Genomic DNA, 16,346 nt, shown 5'->3' with positions numbered 1-16,346 from the left:
GGCCCGACCGCCCGCCGGCGGAGAGTGCCCGGAGAGCGAAGCGATCACTGCCAGATCAGGCACCAGTACTGGCCGTACGTACCGATACCGATGCGGCCGGCTTGCGGCACCAGATTCGGGTCGGGGTCGCCCAGGGCCGACAGCGAGCACGCCGGGTCACCCACCGTCCCCGAGGTGGCCATGCGCTGAGCAGCGGCCTGAGCCACAGAGGACGTGTACCAAATCGTCGCTGCCGTCGGGCTGCTTTCGGCCGTCGGTGACTGGGCGGGCACCGGGGTAGAAGGCGGTGCGGAGACGGTCGGCACCGACGGCGATGCGGACACGGATGGCGCGGACGGTACGGGCGGTACGGCCGGTACGGCCGGTACGGACATGGTCGATGTCGATGTCGATGTCGATGTCGGCGTCGGCGCTGTCGTTGCTGTTGCTGTTGCTGTTGCTGTTGCTGTTGCTGGTGCTGACGGTCGCGGCTGTGCCAGCGAAGTGAGCGATGGCCGTGGTGACCGTGCGGGCGTCTCGGACGTTGCCGGCGCCGATGTCTTCATCGGCACGGCCGAAGACCGCGAGGGGGAAGGGGTGCGGCCGGCTGTCCCCTGGTCGCTGGGGCGCGTGGGGTGCCCGGCCGTCGCCGTGGAGGGGGCGGCCCGGGTTTCCGTGGGGCTGGGACGCGCCGTACTGGAGGTCTCCGGCTCGGCCGTCAGGGACGGCAGTGGGTCGAGCGTGGGCAAGGACAGGTCGCTCGAGACCGACGGCGTCGGCCGAGGGGTACCGCCGTCCGATGCCGTCAGCCCCCAGATTCCCAGGCCACCCGCCACAAGGACGGCTGCCCCACCCACGATCCACGGCGCCCTGCGTGGTGGACTTCGGTGGCGGCTCATGCTTCCCACTGTCAGCCAGCCCGCAGGTGTTCTCAAGCGGTGGGCGCCGCGCCGACGGCGCATCTGTTCCTGTGCGGGGTGGCGCTGCCGCGCCTCCAGCCATCAGGCCCCTGTCACCCGGAGGTCGGGGCGCTGTCGGTTACGTCGGTGGTGCGCAGCAGGCGCAGGAACGCCTTCACGCCCGCGATGATGTCCTGATTGTCGGTGAGCCGGTTCACCGTGGACTCGAACTCCCGCCCCAGCGCGACGATTCTGCGGTCGACCTCTTCGGCCCGCTCGTACGTGCTCATGGCCAGCGCATCCACCGTGCGGCGCAGTTCGGCGAGGGCCTTGTACTGTTCCTCCGCCTTCTCCTCCAGGGCCCGCGTCCCGGCCTCGGCGCGGTCCACCCGGGCCCGGACCTCGACGACGTCGTCCCGCGGGTACGTGACGTCCTTCAGGAGCGTGCCCAGACGCCGGCGGAGCTGGCCGAAATACGCGCCGGCCGGTCGGAAGAAGGTGCTCAGCAGGAAGAACGCCGCGAACCAGTAGCCCGTGAACTCACCCGTCGCCCAGGTCACGGAGAGGACGACCGCCACCGTCAGGACATGACCCGCGACCGCCGTCCGCAGCATCGTACGGGCGATCCGAGCGGCCTCGGCATCCCGGGCCTGGGAGACCTCGATGCCCTTCTCCCGGCTCACCGCGATCTCGGCGAGCACCGCGTGCGCACGGAAGTAGAGGTTCCAGGGCAGCGTGAGAAGGAGCATCAGCCACAGAAGGCTCAGCACGCCCGCCCCGACGGCGAGCACCACCGCGGGCGGTGCACCTGCCACGTATGCGAAGACCAACGCCGCGGCCGCCGCGACGACGGCTGCCACCGCCCCCAGGAACCTGCCCATGCCCCGCCTCCCGTTCGTACGTTCCGCACAACCAGCCCATCGTCGCCGCCCCGATGCGGGTCGGCATGAGTAGGCGTACTCAGAGCAGGGTGCTGCGCGGCCGGAGCGGCCTTGACCTGCTCGCCCCAGTCGGGTACCGCGTGCGGTACCAATGGCGGTACCGTGAAGCCATGCCTGCACTCAATGTGGAATTCAGCGAAGAAGAGATGGCACGGCTGCGCGAGCGGGCCGCTCTGACGGGCCGGAGTCTCAAGCAGCACGTACACGATGTGACGGTGGAGGAAGCCGACCGGATCTCTTTCGTCGAAGGCGCGGTCGCCGAAGCTGCCCGGATCCTGCCCGGCATCGCCGCCCGCTTCCCTGAGGGACAGCGGTGAGCCCGATCATCCGTGTCGACGTCGGCTGGGTCCTGCAGATCCAGTCGGCGATCTCCCCGCTCAACGTGCCCATCGCGGACTGGGGCACTCTGGCGATCATGGCCGACCGGCACAAGTTCGAGCGGGAGCGCGGCGTCCTCTACTACGAGGAGATCGGCTCCCGGGCCGCGACCTTCCTGCACACCGCGCTGCTTTTGCGCCCCTTCACGGACTACAACCTGGTGATCGGCTGGGCCTGCACCAGCCAGTACATGCACGTCTCCGGTCAGCCCCTCCAGGCCAAGGACGACGAACTGTACGAGCTCGCACGGGCGGTCCGCGCGCAGGAAGCCGATCTGCGCACCATCGCGCAGCGCCTGGAGTCCTGGCGAACCGAGTGAGGCGCTGGAATCGAACGACAGGAACGGGCTCCTCGACCTCGGTGCGAATATCGCGGCCTGGGTCATGCGCTGCGGCCCGGATCGTATGGTCACCGCGTTGACACCCGCCCGCGCCGGACGTTGACTGGCAGCACGGCACAGGGTCGGGCCACTACGAGACACAGGTGATGCGTTCCGCCCGGCCGATCAGAGACACGGCGCAGACGATGCAGGACGGGACCATCGAAGGCTTGGGCCAGGTCACCCCCGAACAACGACTTCGACCGCAGCCGCAGCCGCAGCCGCACCCGGGCAGGATCATCCTGGTCGCCGGGAGTCTGAAGCAGGCCGTGGAGAAGACCAAGAGCGCCTTCGGGCGGAACGGAAGCGGCACCTGATGATGTACGACCAAACACGCGCCCAGCAGCCCGCGGGACAAACCGGGCGCCCCGCCGAGCGCCGCACCCCGGGCCCGGAGCCGCTGCTCCCGTTGCGCGATCGGGACAAGATCGCCCTGCTCCTCGGGCACGCCCTCAACACCTTCACCGACACCCCGCGCGAGGCACTGGAGGAGGCGGAGAGCGCCTACGACGAAGCCGCCGCCCAACTCGTCGACGCCCTCGCGGAACAGCGGCGTGCCCTGCGTGCCGCCTGGGAGGACCAGGACTCCGCAACCCCGTCCGACGAACTCCGGCACGCGCTGAGGCAGTACCGGGAGATCACCCGTCGACTGCTCCAGCTCTAGCACCTGCCGCAGGCGTCATGCGAGGTGGCCCGTCCGTGCCCTTGAGCGGGCGAGCGATGTGCGGGTCGATGTGCCGATCGGTGTGCGGGTCCCGGTCACGGTGGACCGGGACCCGCACGGCCTTGCTCACAAGGTCAGCTCGGCTGGTCCCCGGTGTAGCGGTAGATGCCGCCGGCCGAGTTGACGACCCAGACGGTGCCGTCGGCGGCAGCACCGACGTCGACCGCGGCGCCGGGGATGCCCGTCCAGGGGTTGGCGTCGTGGCCGGTGTAACGGTAGATCTGGTCGGAGGAGTTGACGCCCCAGACGTTGGTCCGGGAGCCGACGGAGATGCGCGACAGACCTCCCGAGACCGGGACCCAGTCGGTGGAGCCCTGGTCCCCGGTGTAACGGAAGATCCCACCCGCGGAGTTGACGTGCCACACCGTCCCGTCCGCGGCCACACCGATGTCCACCGCACGCCCCGGGATACCGACCCACGGGTTCGCGTCGTGCCCGGTGTACCGGTAGATCTGCCCCAGCGAGTTGACGCCCCACACGTGAGTCCGCGACCCCACCGAGATGCGGGCTAACCCGCCGCTGACGCCGACCCAGTCCGTGGAGCCCTGGTCCCCGGTGTAACGGAAGATCCCACCCGCGGAGTTGACGTGCCACACCGTCCCGTCCGCGGCCACACCGATGTCCACCGCACGCCCCGGGATACCGACCCACGGGTTCGCGTCGTGCCCGGTGTACCGGTAGATCTGCCCCGAGGAGTTCACCCCCCACACATGGGTCCGCGACCCCACCGAGATCGTCGTCAGACCACCGGAGATCTGCTTCCAGTCAGCCATGCCTGTGCCCCTTTCACGTCGCACACTGCACGTTGCATCCGGTACATGCGATGCGACTAGGACACCTAAACAGCGCTATATGCCGATTGACCGCTTAAAATATCCAGAAATCGATGTTTGGTACCACCCCGCCCTCCGGGAGCACGGGAACCGGAAAGTCGGTGGCGGCTCCCGAAAGGCCAGAAACGCTGTAACCCACATGGAGGCACCATGTCCCCGCCGCTGAGGACGTCCGGCCCAGACGCCCCAGCCCCGGCCGCAGGCGCACCGGAGGGCCGGCCCCGTGAGCGGCGACATCGTCCCGGCACGGCGCCACGGCGTGTCGGCGGCGCTCCGCTCCAGCCGGACGGTATGGGTTGCGGGCGGGGGCCGTGCCGGAGAGAACGAGAGTGGGAGTCGGGCGTGGCGATGGTCGGACTGTTCTGGATCACTTCGGACGCGGTGTACGTGGGGTCGCCGCCGACCGCCTTCGGGGGTGGTGTCCGGCTGACCTCCGACGGGCCGGAAGCCCTGGACCCAGACGGCTCACGGACGTGGACGTGGGAAGAACTCCGTTCCGCGGTCATCGAGGACGTGCCCACCGAGAGCCCGTCGGGCCGCGTGTCGAAGCTCGTCGGATCGGTGATCTCGGCCGCGGCCGGCGCCTTCATCGGCGAGGGCCCGACCGCGATGACGCTGCGGCTGGAAACGGAGTACGAGCCGGAGCAGGTGACGGTGTACTCGGCGGCGGCCGGAGGATACGGCGCCGAGGAGACAGCGCTCTCCCAGGACCTGCTCGCCCGCTTCGTGGCGGGAACCGCGGACGTGCGAGCCCTCGAAGCCTGGGGCTCCGAGCACGGCCAGGAGGCAACACCGAAGCAACACGCGCGGGAGGCCCTGCTCCAAGCCTGGACGCAGGCATAACCGACCCGCTGCCGCACCGTCGGGGAGGTCTTGGACGCCTCGGCCCACAGACGCACGAGCCGCGTTGGTTCCCACCTCAGGTGTGGACGCGTACACGACCGACACATAACAAATTGGCCAGGGCGCAACTGCCGGCGGCTGAAACTCGTCCCTTCCTCCCGAGCCGCCAAGGCTCACGGAGATCTCGAACAAGCAAGTTGGGGGACGAACATGAACCACCCGCCGAGGAAGAGCCGCCGCAGACCGGGCGCCGTCCGAGCGGTCGTGCTGGGCGTGTGCGCCGCGAGTGCGCTGGGTCTCACAGGCTGCTCCGGGGACGGCGGCACGGCGGGCGCCGGCAGTGAGGCCAAGCCGAGCGCGACGACGGCGATCGGCACCGGCGCCAAGACAGGGGCGGACGCCGCCGCGACGAGCAAGAAGCCCGGCACGGCGGCTTCCACGGGCGCGGGGAGCGGGGTCAAGTCCCCCAGTGTCGTCCCGGTTGCCTCCAAGCCCCCGGCCCCCACGGCGACGGGGTCGGCGGGCGCCGACGGCGATGCCGACGACTGTGACCACAAGATGCCCATCTCCCCCGACGAGGTCGCGGTCTACCGCTACACGCCGGAGGGGGGATCTCTCAGCTTGATCGTCAAGTACGGCAACTGGGGTTGCGGTTCGCCCGACTCGGACGGCGCACCGTTCGAGACAGTCGGCAAAGAGACCTACATCCCGATGGATCAGGCCGCCTACGTCACCGTGACCAACCCCATCGTGGAGAGCACCGAGAACCAGCCCATCGGCGTCCAGGAGTTCCTCGACTGGCTCGAGGCACACCCGAACTCCGGGCTGGTCTTCACCTACCACCTCGACGGCAGCGGAGCCATCGACCGCCTCGACGAGGTCTTCACCCCCTGACAGCCGGGTCGTCCCGCGCACTACCGTTCACTCGTCCACCCGTGTTGACTTGTCCGCCCGCTGGACGACCACCTCGGAGGCCGCGTGCTGATTCTGCTGGTGTTCGTGCTCGGCTGGGTCGTATTGCTCACGGGGGGCGTCGGCCTGTCGACATTGCAGGGGCCGCCCCGGGCGGCCCTGCGGTGGTGGATCCTCTACCTGTGCGTACTCGCCGCGGCCCTTGCCGCGCTGGTCCTGGCATGGCGAGGTCTGGACGCGCACTGCGGGGCGCACCCGTCAAGCCGGCAATGCCCGCCCTACCCCTTCGGGGAATGACGCGCACTCCCGTACTCCCCCAGTGCACGCCCCCCATCAAACCGAGCACGCCGACAGCCGACGGCGCCCCCCGAATGCAGGCGGCACTCACCCCCAGGGCCCCGCAGAGGACACCGCTACTGATCACCTCAGGCCACGCGTGGCCCCGACCGCAGCCCGAGCGGGCCAACCCGGGCCCCTTCAGGTGCAGTTCGGTACGCTGCCGAAGTGATCCTTCCGACGGTCGATGAAATACGCGCGCTGCACGAGCGGTACGCGCCATCGGACGAGGCTCTGGACCTCGTCTTCACCCACTGCGAAATCGTCAGCGGCATCGCCGAGCAGCTTGTCGCACAGACGGACCTCCCCGTCGACGCCGACCTCGTCCGTGTCGGCGCCCTGCTCCACGACATCGGCGTCTACCGGCTGTACGACCAGGCCGGTCACATCGATCACCGCAACTACATCCGCCATGGCGTCCTCGGCTACGAGCTCCTCCACGAGGAGGGCTTCCCGGAGCGCCTGCGCCGCTTCTGCTCCTGCCACACGGGAGTGGGTCTCACCCGGCACGACGTCCGCAATCAGGGGCTCGGCATACCCGAGGCCGACTATCTGGCCGAGACCGTCGAAGAGCAACTGGTGATGTACGCGGACAAGTTCCACAGCAAGACGAATCCCCCTACGTTCCTGACCGCCGACACCTATGCCACGCGCGTGGAGAAGTTCGGCGTGGACAAGGTCCAGGCATTCGGCCTCCTGCGGGCCCGGTTCGGCGAACCCGACCTGACCTCGGTCAGGGAGCGATACGGCCACGCGCAGGTCTGAGGCCGGCGGCGACCCTGCGACGGCGACCGCGCGGGCGCTCGCGAACGACAGGCTGGGGGCCTGTCCGGCGAAACTGCCGGACAGGCCCCGGTCCCGAAGAGGGCTCAGCGCTTGAGCGTGAAGGTGAAGTCGCCGGAGAGCCTGCCGCTCAGCCGGACTGCCGAAACGAGACTCCCCTCCGTGATCAGCCTCTCGACCTCGGCCCGCGACAGACCGCAGCCGTCAGCGATGAGTCGCACCGGCCGGACAGGGATCCGAGCCGCGAAGCGGACCGAGACGTCGATCACCTCGCTGTCCAGGTGATCCGATCCGCCGGTGTCGAGACGCCAGGCGTCGTCCCAGTCGAGGGCGATGCGATTACGGCGCCGCACGGCCGGGTCCTGGAGCAACTCGGCTGCCAGGGCGGGGTCGTTGTCGTGCAGCCGGTCCAGCAGCTCAGGACGTACGGAGCGCACGTTCATCCGCTCCAGGACCGTGAGCTTTGCCGTGTCCCCGCAGGCGGTACAGAGCGCGAGGAGCCAGGCATCGAGGAGCTTGTGGTTCGCGTTGACGCGAAATTTGCCGTTCGCCCGGAAGCGATCGGACGCGCACGCGTGGCAACGGCGGAGAACGGTCGGCAGGCAGGTGGGGGTGACCACCCAGCTATTGAGCACAGAAGTACACCGGTTTCAGTGAGAAGTCCGCAGCAAAAAGCAGCGCGGCGCACATGCGCGACGCGCGACGAATCAGCACTCGGGAGGTCTCACACGGTGTACAACGGCACATCCTTGCCCAGACGACTTCGTTCGGCAGCACGGTAGTGGCGCACAGCGGCGCTGTTCCACCGGTTTTCGAGCGGCGCCTCACCGCCAGGTCCAGTCCGGCAGATCACCTCCGACAAAGCTTTTGCGTGGGCCGCCGCCCGGATGATGGGCTGGCTCGGTGACCAACCGCAGTGGGACCGGGGCCGTCCGACCGTCGACCCTGGCTTGGGTGGGCCGGCATCTGGACGTCGGCGAACGGATCGTCAGAACCGAGGCGCTGCACGGTGGCATCACCGCTGAGATGCGGCGGCTGACCGTCGGGACGCGGGACGGGGACACCCGCGATCTGGTCCTGCGGACTTTCGTCGACCCGTCCTTCGTGGAGAACGCCGAGGAGCTGCTGAACCGCGAGGCCGGCGTCCTCGCCCTGCTCGCGGGGACCGATGTACCGGCTCCCGAACCGGTCGCGGTCGATCCGACCGCCGCGCAGTGCGAGTATCCGTCGCTCCTGATGACACATCTGGCGGGCCGGACGGTCCTGGACGACGAGGGACTGGAGGCGCGCGTCCCCCTGCTGGCCCGCCAGCTCGTGGCGATCCACGCGTTACGGCCCGCCGAGCGGCCCCAGGCGTACGAGGCATGGACGACGGCCGACGCCGTCGTCCCTCCGGAGGGGGCCGACGCCGCGGCATGGGCGGCGGCGACCGATGTGATCCGCCGGCCTGCGCCGCCCTATGAGGGGCGGTTCCTGCACCGGGACTTCCACCCCGGCAATGTGCTGTTCGACGTGGTGCCCCGAAGCCCGGCGGGTCCCCGGATCACCGGGGTCGTCGACTGGGTGCAGACCTCCTGGGGTCCGGCGGATCTCGATGTGGCGCACTGCTCCACCAACCTCGCGCTGCTGCACGGCCCGGCGTGGGGTCTGCGGTTCGCCGCGGCGTATGAGGAGGCCGGCGGGGTGCTGGCCGCGGCCGCGAGCGAGCGGTTGTACTGGCGGCTGCTCGACGGGCTGGCGTTCGCGGCGGGCCTGCAATGGGTGACGCGGCCGTGGCGGGAGGCCGGGAGGGCCGAGCTGACGACGCGGGCCGCGGAAGAGAGACTGGACGCCTACGTCACCGCCCTGCTGGACACGCTGGGCTGAGCCGAGGCGGTGTGAGGCGCGGGCACGGTGACGTGCGCCGGGGCCGGCTTCGACGTCCGGCAGCGAGGCCGGTCACGCACGCAGCCGGCCGAGAGCTGTCCGGCGAGGTCCAGGGCCGCCCGGCCACCCTGCGGGTCTGTCCCAGGTCTCCTCCTGCGGCCCGCACGAGTACTTCACGGGCGCCCGCCCCGTCCCTCGCGTCCGTCACCGAGGGCAGGAATGCCCCATGAGCGAGGCGACAGTGGGTAGGCGGATATATGCGACAACGACAACTGTGACGAACGACGAGGAACGACCCACGGGAAAGAGTTCTATGGTCACCGCGCTGGAGAACCGGGAATCGGATGAACAGGAAACCGCGGCGCCCCTGCGATACAGCGCCGCCTGGGACACGGAAGACGTATCGATCGCTGAAGCCCGAGCAGCCGTACGTACCCTGCTGGCCGACGCCGGCCACCCCCCTGACGACCGGCCGAGCCAGGACGCCCAGCTCGTCGTCAGTGAGCTGGTCGCCAATGCGCTGCGCCACGCACCCGGTCCGGGCGACCTGGCGCTGGAGGTGACGCCCGATGCCGCCCTGCTGCGCATCACCGTGCGTGACAGCTCCCCGCGCACGCTCGAACTGCGCGCGCACGACGCCCGCCGCGTCGGCGGGCACGGCCTGTACCTGGTCACCCGGCTGTGCGACCAGCTGCACACCATCGCCCTGGAAACCGGCAAGGAGATCGTCGCCCAGCTCCGCCTGCGCCCGCCCGTCGGCCGGAGCATGCCCGCCTGAGCGGTCGCAGGCCGATGCTGGTGGTGTGCCCGCCTCGCTCGCGGCGCCGCCTCAGTGCGGGGTGAGCATACCTTCGCGCAGCCGGGCGAGGGTGCGCGACAGCAGTCGGGAGACATGCATCTGCGAGACGCCCAGGTGTTCCCCGATCTGGGCCTGGGTGAGTTCCTCCACGAACCGCATGTGGAGGATCTGCCGGTCCCGCTCACCGAGCTCGGCGAGCAGCGGGGCCAGGGCGTGGAAGTCCTCCACCAGCTCCAGGCCCCGGTCCTCGGCGCCGATGAAGTCCTGCAGCGCCGCTTCGCCGTCCTCGCTGCCGCTGAGGGCGGCATCCAGGGAGGAGGAGTTGTAGCCGTTCGCTGCGAGGCGGGCCTCGCACACCTCTTCCTCGGAAAGGCTCATGAGCTCCGACAGCTCCTTCACCGTCGGGGTGCGGCCGAGACGGCTGCGCAGCTCCTCCGTGGCGCGCGCGAGCTGGACGCGGGCTTCCTGGAGCCGGCGAGGCACGTGCACGGCCCAGGTGGTGTCGCGGAAGAACCGCTTGATCTCACCCACGATGTAGGGGATGGCGAAGGAGGTGAACTCCGCCTCCCGGGAGAGGTCGAAGCGGTCGATCGCCTTGATCAGGCCGATCATGCCGACCTGGACGATGTCCTCCATCTCCTCCGGCCCCCGGCTGCGGAACCGGCCGGCCGCGAAGCGGACGAGCGACATGTTCATCTCGATCAGCGTGTTGCGCGCATACTGGTGCTCCGGCGTGCCTTCCTCCAGCACCGCAAGCCGGTCGAAGAACAGCCGGGACAGCTCGCGGGCGTCCCTCGGCGCGACGCGAGAGGGGTCGCCGACCTCCGGCAACTCGCGCGCCTGCGTGTCCGTAGCCGTCGCCCTCATCAGTTCCATGACCTGCCCCTCCCGGTATCGAAGCCCGATCGCCTCCGCCGGCTGGACGCAACCGGCACCGCCGCGCGGATACCCCCTCATTGTGCACCTATGCCGGCGCTCACCCGGAGGGTGGGATTCATCGGTACGGGGCAGTCGGAACAAGCGGATACGTCGAACGGACGTGCTGCCCGCCAGCTGAGGAGATCAGGGCATGCCAGGACCGGAGCACACGCAGAGCCACGCGAGACGGCTTCTGTCGGCGCCTGCCGCCGCGGTCGCCGAGGTGCTGGAAGCCTTCGGGACCGGAGCCTACGTCGTCGACGAGCAGGGCCGCATCCTCGCCGTCAACTCGCGCACCGAACGGTTCCTGGACCGGCCGGCCGAAGATCTCCTCGGCCATGACGCGCACGACCTGCTGCACCGGGACGCCCACGGCCAGCCCTTGCCGAGGACCCAGTGCCGTATGCGGCAGGCTTTCCACGCCGGGGGCACCGCTCAGGCCGAGGAGGACTACTTCGCACATGGAGACGGCACCGCGCGGCCCATCTCGTGGCTGATCACCCCGTTCGCTCTCGGTGGGTGCGAACGGGGCACGCTCGTCCTGTTCCACGGCCGGCAACCGCAAGAGACCGACGCGCGGCCGGGGCAGGCGGGCACCCTGCTGCCGGACCTCGAACGGCTCGCGCTCCTGGCCGCGACCACCACCCAGCTGACCTCCACCCTTGATGTCGACGAGGCGCTGCAGCGGCTGGTGACTCTGGTGGTGCCCCGGCTGGCGGACTGGGTCATCATCGATCTGATCACCGAACGTGACGAGGTGTGGCGCACTGTCGTCGTCGAGGCGGACGGTGACGCCCTGGTGCCGCACGAAGAACTTCAGGGACCGATGCCGCCGGTCCCCGAGGAATCCCCGATGCCCTTGTCCAGGGCCCTGCGCGGAGTCGCCTCGACGCTGGCCGGCCCGCAGACCTACCAGGGGCCGCCGGATTCCGGCATCGCGGTCGAACAGCGCCGCCTGTTCGACGCCACCGGAGTGCACTCCGCGGCCATCGCGCCCATCCGCAGCACCCGCGCCGTCCTCGGCGCCCTGACCCTGGGCCGCGCCGGGCAGCCGGGGGACTTCAAGACCGCCGACCTTCCCCTGATCGAGGACATCGCCCGGCGCGCCGGCCTGGCTCTGGACAACGCGCGCCTCTACCAGCGCCAGCGCAAGGTCGCCGAGACCATGCAGAACCATCTGCTGCCGCAGATGCCGCGCGTGTCCGGGTTGCAGATGGCGGTCCGCTACCTGCCCGCGCCCGACGCCTCGCAGGTGGGGGGCGACTGGTACGACGCCTTCTCCCTGTCCGACGGCGCCACCGCCCTGGCCATCGGCGACGTCGTCGGACACGACCTGGAGGCGGCGGCCGGCATGGCCCAGGTGCGCAACATGCTCCGCGCCTACGCCTGGGCCCTGCCGGAGCCCCCCAGCCGGATCGTCGAACGCCTCGACGAGGCGGTCATGCACATCACCGACGTCACCATGGCCACCATGATCCTCGCCCGGGTCGAAGAGGCCGACGAAGGCCGGTGGAAACTGTCCTGGAGCAACGCCGGCCACCCTCCGCCCCTGCTGATCAGCCATGACGGCCTGGCCGACTACCTCACCGGCGGCCACGGCATCCTCCTGGGCACCGGAGCCGGCCAGCCCCGCACCGACGGCACCGCCTTGCTGCCGCCGGGATCGACCCTCCTGCTGTACACCGACGGCCTGATCGAGGAACCCGGCCACACCCTCGACGAGGGCCTGCACCGACTGCGCCGGCACGCCGCAGCCCTCGCCCACCGCCCGCTGGACTCCTTCACCGACCGGCTGCTGCGCCGGGTCCGCCCGGCCGCCAACGACGACGACGTCGCCCTGCTCGCCTTGCGGGCGCCCAGCCGGCCGTGACCCCTACGCTCCGGTCGCCGGCCTCCTGCTTCTCCCGCCCACGCCCGTGCCGGTTCGGCTCGTTGTGTGCCGCTCGCGGTCGAGCCGGTCAGGCCGCGTACTGGTGGGCCGGATAGGTCAGGTAGCCGTCGTCGCCGCCCTGGTAGTACGTGCTCTCGTCGACGGGGGCGATCGGGAGCCCGCCGCGCAGCCGCTCGACCAGGTCGGGGTTGGCGATGAAGGCACGGCCGAAGCTGATGAGGTCGGCCCCCAGGGCCAGCCAGTGGTCGGCGTCGTCCCGGCCGGTCTGCTTGGGGCCCATGGGGACCACGGGGTTGATGACGAGGGCGCCCGGCCACGCCCGGCGCAGGGTGAGGAGCACCTCCTCGTCGGTGGTGGCCTCGAGGTGCACGTACGCCACTTCGAGGCGGGCCAGTTCGGCCAGCAGCGCGGTGTACAGCTCGGGTACATCGCTCTCCTCCACGCCCCAGAACGTTGCGCCGGGTGAGAGCCGGATGCCGGTCCTGGCCGCGCCGACGGCCTCGACGGTGGCGGTGGCGGCCTCGACGGCGAACCTGATCCGGTTGGCGATCGAGCCCGCGTAGTGGTCGTTGCGCAGGTTGGCGTTGGACGAGAGGAACTGCGAGATCAAGTAGCCGTTGGCGCCGTGCAGTTCCACGCCGTCGAAGCCCGCGTCGATGGCGCGGCGGGCGGCCTGGGCGTAGGACCGGGCGTGTTCGGGCACTTCGGCGGTGGCCAGGGCGCGGGGCATCGGGGCGGCCTGGGGCCCGGTGGGGGTGAACACGTCGCCGACGGCGGGGACGGCCGAGGGCCCGACCGGCTGCATGCCGGTGGTGTCGGGGTGCGAGACCCGGCCCCCGTGCATGAGCTGGGCGAAGATCCGTCCGCCGTTGGCGTGGACCGCCTCGGTCGCGGGCCGCCACGCGGCGACCTGCTCATCGGTGTGCAGTCCCGGTGTTCCCGGGTTGGACTGTCCGATCACGCTCGGCTGCACGCCTTCGCTGACGATCAGTCCGGCGGTGGCCCGCTGGGCGTAGTAGGCCGCCATCGACGGCGTGGCCAGTCCGCCGGCGGCGGCCCGGACCCGGGTCATCGGGGCCATGACCACCCGGTTGGGCAGGGTCAGGTCGCCGAGCCGGTAGCCGGTGAAAAGGGTCGTCATGTCGGGCTCCTTGGCGGTCCGCGGCGCCCGGTTGTCGGGCACAACGGCTACGCTAAAACCTCACATTGACGTCAGAGGCAAGCTGTTGTGACGTGAGACACAGCCGGGAGGACTTCATGCGGATCGGGGAGCTCGCGTCACGGGCCGAAGTGAGTGTGCGGTCCGTGCGCTACTACGAAGAGCAGGGGCTGCTCACCAGCACCCGCAGCGCCAGCGGGCAACGGCACTACACGGAGTACGAGGTCGAGCGGGTCGCGTTCATCCAAGCGCTGTACACCGCGGGTCTGTCGAGTCGCACCATCGCCGAGCTGCTGCCCTGCGTCGACGCGCCCAGCGAGGCGAACTCCGACTCCGCGCTGGAGCGGATGGCGCTGGAACGCGACCGGCTCTCCGCCCACATCGCCGACCTCGTGCGGACCCGGGACGCCCTCGACGGGCTGATGGCCTCGGCCCGGGCGCACCGGGAACAGCTGGGGGCGGCGACGGCGGCCGGTTGAGCGGCGAACCCCGGGCCGCCTCTAAAAGCCGTCGTGCGCCGTACGCCTGACACGACTCGGGTCGCTGCGGCTCATCTCAGCGGGGCGGGTCCGGACTCGTCCGGCCGGCGGCGGTTTCCGTGCCAGTCCAGTATCAGGACCGTGGCGTCGTCCTTGAGGTTGCCGCGGCAGGCGTCGAGCACCGCGGCGGTCAGGCTCCGGACGGCTTCACGCGGGTGCAGCGCGCGGGTGTCGTGGATGACCGAAGCCAGGTCGACGGCCGCGGCGTCGCGGTCCTGCATTCCGTCGGTCAGCAGGACCAGCCGGTCTCCGGGCCGCAGTTGCAGTTCCTGTACGCGGTAGGCGGTGGGCGCCACCACTCCGAAGGGCAGGTTGACGGCCAGCCTGACCTCTTCGACGATGCCGTCGCGCAGCCGCAGCGGCCGGGGGTGACCGGCGTTGACCAGTTCGCACAGACCTGTTTCGAGGTCGACGCACAGCAACTGCCCGGTGGCCAGGCCACGGCCGTGACTGAGCAGGGCCTCGTGGGCGTGGCGGGCCTGCTTGAGGGCGTCGCAGCCGCTGCGGCGGGCCCGGCGCAGCGCGCCGACCAGCAGGGTGGCCAGCAGGGCCGAGTTCGTGTCGTGGCCCATGGCGTCGGTGATGGACAGGTGCAGGGTGCCGCGGTCCAGGGTGTAGTCGTAGGTGTCGCCACCGATGTCGTCGGCCGGGACCAGCCCGGCGGCGAGGGTGAACTCGTCCGCCTCGCAGCAGGGCGCCGAGGGAAGCAGCTGATGCTGGATCTCCGCGGCCAGGCTGGTCTCGGTGGTGCGCCGGCCCAGGTGGTAAAGGTCGGTGAAGCGGCGGTCCGTGACGATGATGTAGGCCAGCGCGTGTGCCGCGTCGCGGACCTGCCGCAGCACCGTGTCGTCGGCGGACTGGAGGGTGACCTCCAGGACGCCGATGCAGTCGCCGCGGTTGGTTACCGGCGTGATGACGCGCCGTCCGCCCTGGCCGTCCGGTTCCACATGCTGACGCTGGCTGCGCAGAACGCTGTCGTACACGCTGCCGTCCAGGTCGATCGGCTCCGCATCGTCCGCATCGTCCGCCGCCTCGTCGCCGGCCGCGACGAGCCGTACCAGTCGCTGACCGATGAGGTCGACGAACAGGAAGGACACTCGCTCCGCGCCGAACCGCTTCTGCAGATCGTGCGCCACGACGTCGACGGACTCACCGGGCGGCGCCGCCTCCGCGGCGGCCAGCAATTCGCCCAGTTCCAGATCTCCACCCTCCACGACAACCTCCTATCGGCTGTCGCATCTTCTTCCCCGACTCTCCGCAACATCACCCAATTTCCTCGTCTTGCCTGGTCAGGACGGCGGGTCAGACGGAAAACGCCCTGCCGGACGCCGTGTTCGCCCACCAGCGTCCCGAAGGAGGTCTGTTCGTGTCCGCCCCGGACCGGCCGACGAACGAGACGTCGGCGGGCCGGGCTCCGGTCCAGGCGCTCGCCGTGGTCCTGGGCCGACCGGTTCCGCGGGGCGGACGGCACGTCGTACCGAACTCGACCGGACGGACCTGGCACCGACCGGCGCCCGGGTCAAGACGGGTGAGCCTGGCCGCCGGCCCCGGGCGCACCGGCGCGCAACCCGTCCATGACGAGGTCGAGGAGCCGGGCGGCGCGCGGGCGCCAGTCGTCCGTGGGTGCCAGCTGCCACAGGCCGCCGATGGCGAGGACCAGGTCGTCGGGGGTCATGCCCGGCCGGATGGCGCCCACCGCGTCGTTGGCGCGCAGGAGGAGTTCGGCCGCGTCGGTGACGGGGGTGTGCGTCGGCTTCTCGGGGCCGCCCGGTGTGCTGGTGGCGAGGCGGATCGCGTCGGCGAGTCCGGCCTTGGTCATGGCGAACTCGGCCAGCCGGTCCATCCAGGCGCGCAGGGCCTGCTCCGGCGGCAGCTGTTCGAGCAGCTGGGCCGCGCTGTCGGCGACCTGACGTATCTCGTGGCGGTAGATCTCCAGGACGAGGGCCTCGCGGTGGGGAAAGTTGCGGTAGAAGGTGCCCTGTCCGACGCCCGCCTTCTTGGCGATCGCGCTGAGCGGGGCGTCGGGGCACAGCGTCAGCTCGGCCAGGGCCACCTCGAGAATGCGCTCACGGTTGCGTTGTGCGTCCGAGCGCAGGGGCGCGTCCTTCTTGTGCTGCACTCGACTCTCCTCGGGGGTGCGCGGCCGGCCGAACCCCACCCTTGCTAA

General features: G+C 70.5%; 20 protein-coding genes. 12 read left to right on the top strand and 8 right to left on the bottom strand.

The genetic code is table 11. From position 1 onward, the window contains the following. Nucleotides 1-44 precede the first annotated feature (44 nt). Nucleotides 45-206: a hypothetical protein gene (locus tag OG933_RS42545; RefSeq protein WP_405632680.1), complete on the bottom strand. Its 162-nt coding sequence runs from the start codon at nucleotides 204-206 to the stop codon at nucleotides 45-47. A gap of 785 nt (nucleotides 207-991) precedes the next feature. Next, the gene (locus OG933_RS42540) at nucleotides 992-1,759 is read right to left on the bottom strand and encodes a hypothetical protein (protein ID WP_405632679.1); all 768 of its coding nucleotides are present in this window, start codon (nucleotides 1,757-1,759) and stop codon (nucleotides 992-994) included. Between the two features lie 170 nt (nucleotides 1,760-1,929). Between OG933_RS42540 and OG933_RS42535 the strand changes: the two genes are divergently transcribed. The 4 genes from OG933_RS42535 to OG933_RS42520 all read left to right on the top strand — a co-directional run bounded on the left by OG933_RS42535 (nucleotide 1,930) and on the right by OG933_RS42520 (nucleotide 3,240). Next, nucleotides 1,930-2,136 (top strand): hypothetical protein, encoded by a 207-nt coding sequence (locus OG933_RS42535; RefSeq protein WP_078615999.1) that lies wholly within the window; start codon nucleotides 1,930-1,932, stop codon nucleotides 2,134-2,136. Then, on the top strand, nucleotides 2,133-2,516 hold the full coding sequence (locus tag OG933_RS42530; RefSeq protein ID WP_020132044.1) for a hypothetical protein: 384 nt from the start codon (nucleotides 2,133-2,135) through the stop codon (nucleotides 2,514-2,516). Before OG933_RS42535 ends, OG933_RS42530 begins: the two co-directional genes overlap by 4 nt. A 206-nt stretch (nucleotides 2,517-2,722) precedes the next feature. Beyond that, a complete protein-coding gene (locus OG933_RS42525; protein ID WP_405632675.1) occupies nucleotides 2,723-2,893 on the top strand; it encodes a CsbD family protein in 171 nt (56 codons plus the stop codon). Beyond that, on the top strand, nucleotides 2,893-3,240 hold the full coding sequence (locus tag OG933_RS42520) for a hypothetical protein (RefSeq protein WP_405632672.1): 348 nt from the start codon (nucleotides 2,893-2,895) through the stop codon (nucleotides 3,238-3,240). Before OG933_RS42525 ends, OG933_RS42520 begins: the two co-directional genes overlap by 1 nt. A 134-nt stretch (nucleotides 3,241-3,374) precedes the next feature. Here OG933_RS42520 and OG933_RS42515 read toward each other — a convergent pair whose 3' ends face one another. After that, nucleotides 3,375-4,073, bottom strand: a complete 699-nt coding sequence (locus OG933_RS42515; protein ID WP_142268321.1) for a tectonin domain-containing protein — start codon at nucleotides 4,071-4,073, stop codon at nucleotides 3,375-3,377. A 402-nt stretch (nucleotides 4,074-4,475) separates the two neighbouring features. Between OG933_RS42515 and OG933_RS42510 the strand changes: the two genes are divergently transcribed. The 4 genes from OG933_RS42510 to OG933_RS42495 all read left to right on the top strand — a co-directional run bounded on the left by OG933_RS42510 (nucleotide 4,476) and on the right by OG933_RS42495 (nucleotide 6,989). Continuing rightward, nucleotides 4,476-4,976 carry a hypothetical protein gene (locus OG933_RS42510; protein WP_362533309.1) on the top strand — a complete coding sequence of 167 codons (501 nt, stop codon included), beginning with the start codon at nucleotides 4,476-4,478 and terminating at the stop codon, nucleotides 4,974-4,976. A gap of 210 nt (nucleotides 4,977-5,186) precedes the next feature. After that, nucleotides 5,187-5,870 carry a hypothetical protein gene (locus OG933_RS42505; RefSeq protein ID WP_362533312.1) on the top strand — a complete coding sequence of 228 codons (684 nt, stop codon included), beginning with the start codon at nucleotides 5,187-5,189 and terminating at the stop codon, nucleotides 5,868-5,870. An 84-nt stretch (nucleotides 5,871-5,954) separates the two neighbouring features. Beyond that, nucleotides 5,955-6,185 carry a hypothetical protein gene (locus OG933_RS42500; RefSeq protein WP_362273196.1) on the top strand — a complete coding sequence of 77 codons (231 nt, stop codon included), beginning with the start codon at nucleotides 5,955-5,957 and terminating at the stop codon, nucleotides 6,183-6,185. A gap of 207 nt (nucleotides 6,186-6,392) precedes the next feature. Beyond that, a complete protein-coding gene (locus OG933_RS42495; protein ID WP_362533315.1) occupies nucleotides 6,393-6,989 on the top strand; it encodes an HD domain-containing protein in 597 nt (198 codons plus the stop codon). A 104-nt stretch (nucleotides 6,990-7,093) separates the two neighbouring features. On the opposite strand, the gene OG933_RS42490 is transcribed toward OG933_RS42495, so the two are convergent. Beyond that, on the bottom strand, nucleotides 7,094-7,642 hold the full coding sequence (locus OG933_RS42490; protein WP_405632667.1) for a DUF1062 domain-containing protein: 549 nt from the start codon (nucleotides 7,640-7,642) through the stop codon (nucleotides 7,094-7,096). Nucleotides 7,643-7,961: 319 nt separating this feature from the next. Here OG933_RS42490 and OG933_RS42485 point away from each other — a divergent pair, with 319 nt between their 5' ends. Next, nucleotides 7,962-8,873, top strand: a complete 912-nt coding sequence (locus tag OG933_RS42485) for an aminoglycoside phosphotransferase family protein (protein WP_362533319.1) — start codon at nucleotides 7,962-7,964, stop codon at nucleotides 8,871-8,873. A 313-nt stretch (nucleotides 8,874-9,186) separates the two neighbouring features. Beyond that, nucleotides 9,187-9,651, top strand: coding sequence for an ATP-binding protein (locus tag OG933_RS42480; RefSeq protein WP_362533322.1), 465 nt, complete (start codon nucleotides 9,187-9,189; stop codon nucleotides 9,649-9,651). Between the two features lie 51 nt (nucleotides 9,652-9,702). Here OG933_RS42480 and OG933_RS42475 read toward each other — a convergent pair whose 3' ends face one another. Further along, on the bottom strand, nucleotides 9,703-10,548 hold the full coding sequence (locus OG933_RS42475) for an RNA polymerase sigma factor SigF (RefSeq protein WP_405632662.1): 846 nt from the start codon (nucleotides 10,546-10,548) through the stop codon (nucleotides 9,703-9,705). A gap of 193 nt (nucleotides 10,549-10,741) precedes the next feature. Between OG933_RS42475 and OG933_RS42470 the strand changes: the two genes are divergently transcribed. Further along, complete coding sequence (locus tag OG933_RS42470) at nucleotides 10,742-12,460, top strand: SpoIIE family protein phosphatase (protein WP_405632659.1); 1,719 nt, start codon at nucleotides 10,742-10,744, stop codon at nucleotides 12,458-12,460. An 88-nt stretch (nucleotides 12,461-12,548) separates the two neighbouring features. Here OG933_RS42470 and OG933_RS42465 read toward each other — a convergent pair whose 3' ends face one another. After that, nucleotides 12,549-13,622, bottom strand: a complete 1,074-nt coding sequence (locus OG933_RS42465) for an alkene reductase (RefSeq protein ID WP_405632656.1) — start codon at nucleotides 13,620-13,622, stop codon at nucleotides 12,549-12,551. Between the two features lie 116 nt (nucleotides 13,623-13,738). Between OG933_RS42465 and OG933_RS42460 the strand changes: the two genes are divergently transcribed. Beyond that, a complete protein-coding gene (locus OG933_RS42460; RefSeq protein WP_362533332.1) occupies nucleotides 13,739-14,119 on the top strand; it encodes a MerR family transcriptional regulator in 381 nt (126 codons plus the stop codon). 71 nt (nucleotides 14,120-14,190) lie between these two features. Here the strand turns inward: OG933_RS42460 and OG933_RS42455 are convergent, their stop codons facing one another. After that, nucleotides 14,191-15,393, bottom strand: a complete 1,203-nt coding sequence (locus OG933_RS42455) for a PP2C family protein-serine/threonine phosphatase (protein WP_362533335.1) — start codon at nucleotides 15,391-15,393, stop codon at nucleotides 14,191-14,193. A 305-nt stretch (nucleotides 15,394-15,698) separates the two neighbouring features. After that, a complete protein-coding gene (locus OG933_RS42450; RefSeq protein ID WP_405632653.1) occupies nucleotides 15,699-16,298 on the bottom strand; it encodes a TetR/AcrR family transcriptional regulator in 600 nt (199 codons plus the stop codon). Nucleotides 16,299-16,346 lie beyond the last annotated feature (48 nt).

Source organism: Streptomyces sp. NBC_00016, assembly GCF_045040885.1.
Taxonomy (GTDB): Bacteria; Actinomycetota; Actinomycetes; order Streptomycetales; family Streptomycetaceae; genus Streptomyces; species Streptomyces coriariae.
Note: the sequence above shows the minus strand (reverse complement) of the source record. Positions and strands in the feature narration are given on the sequence as shown.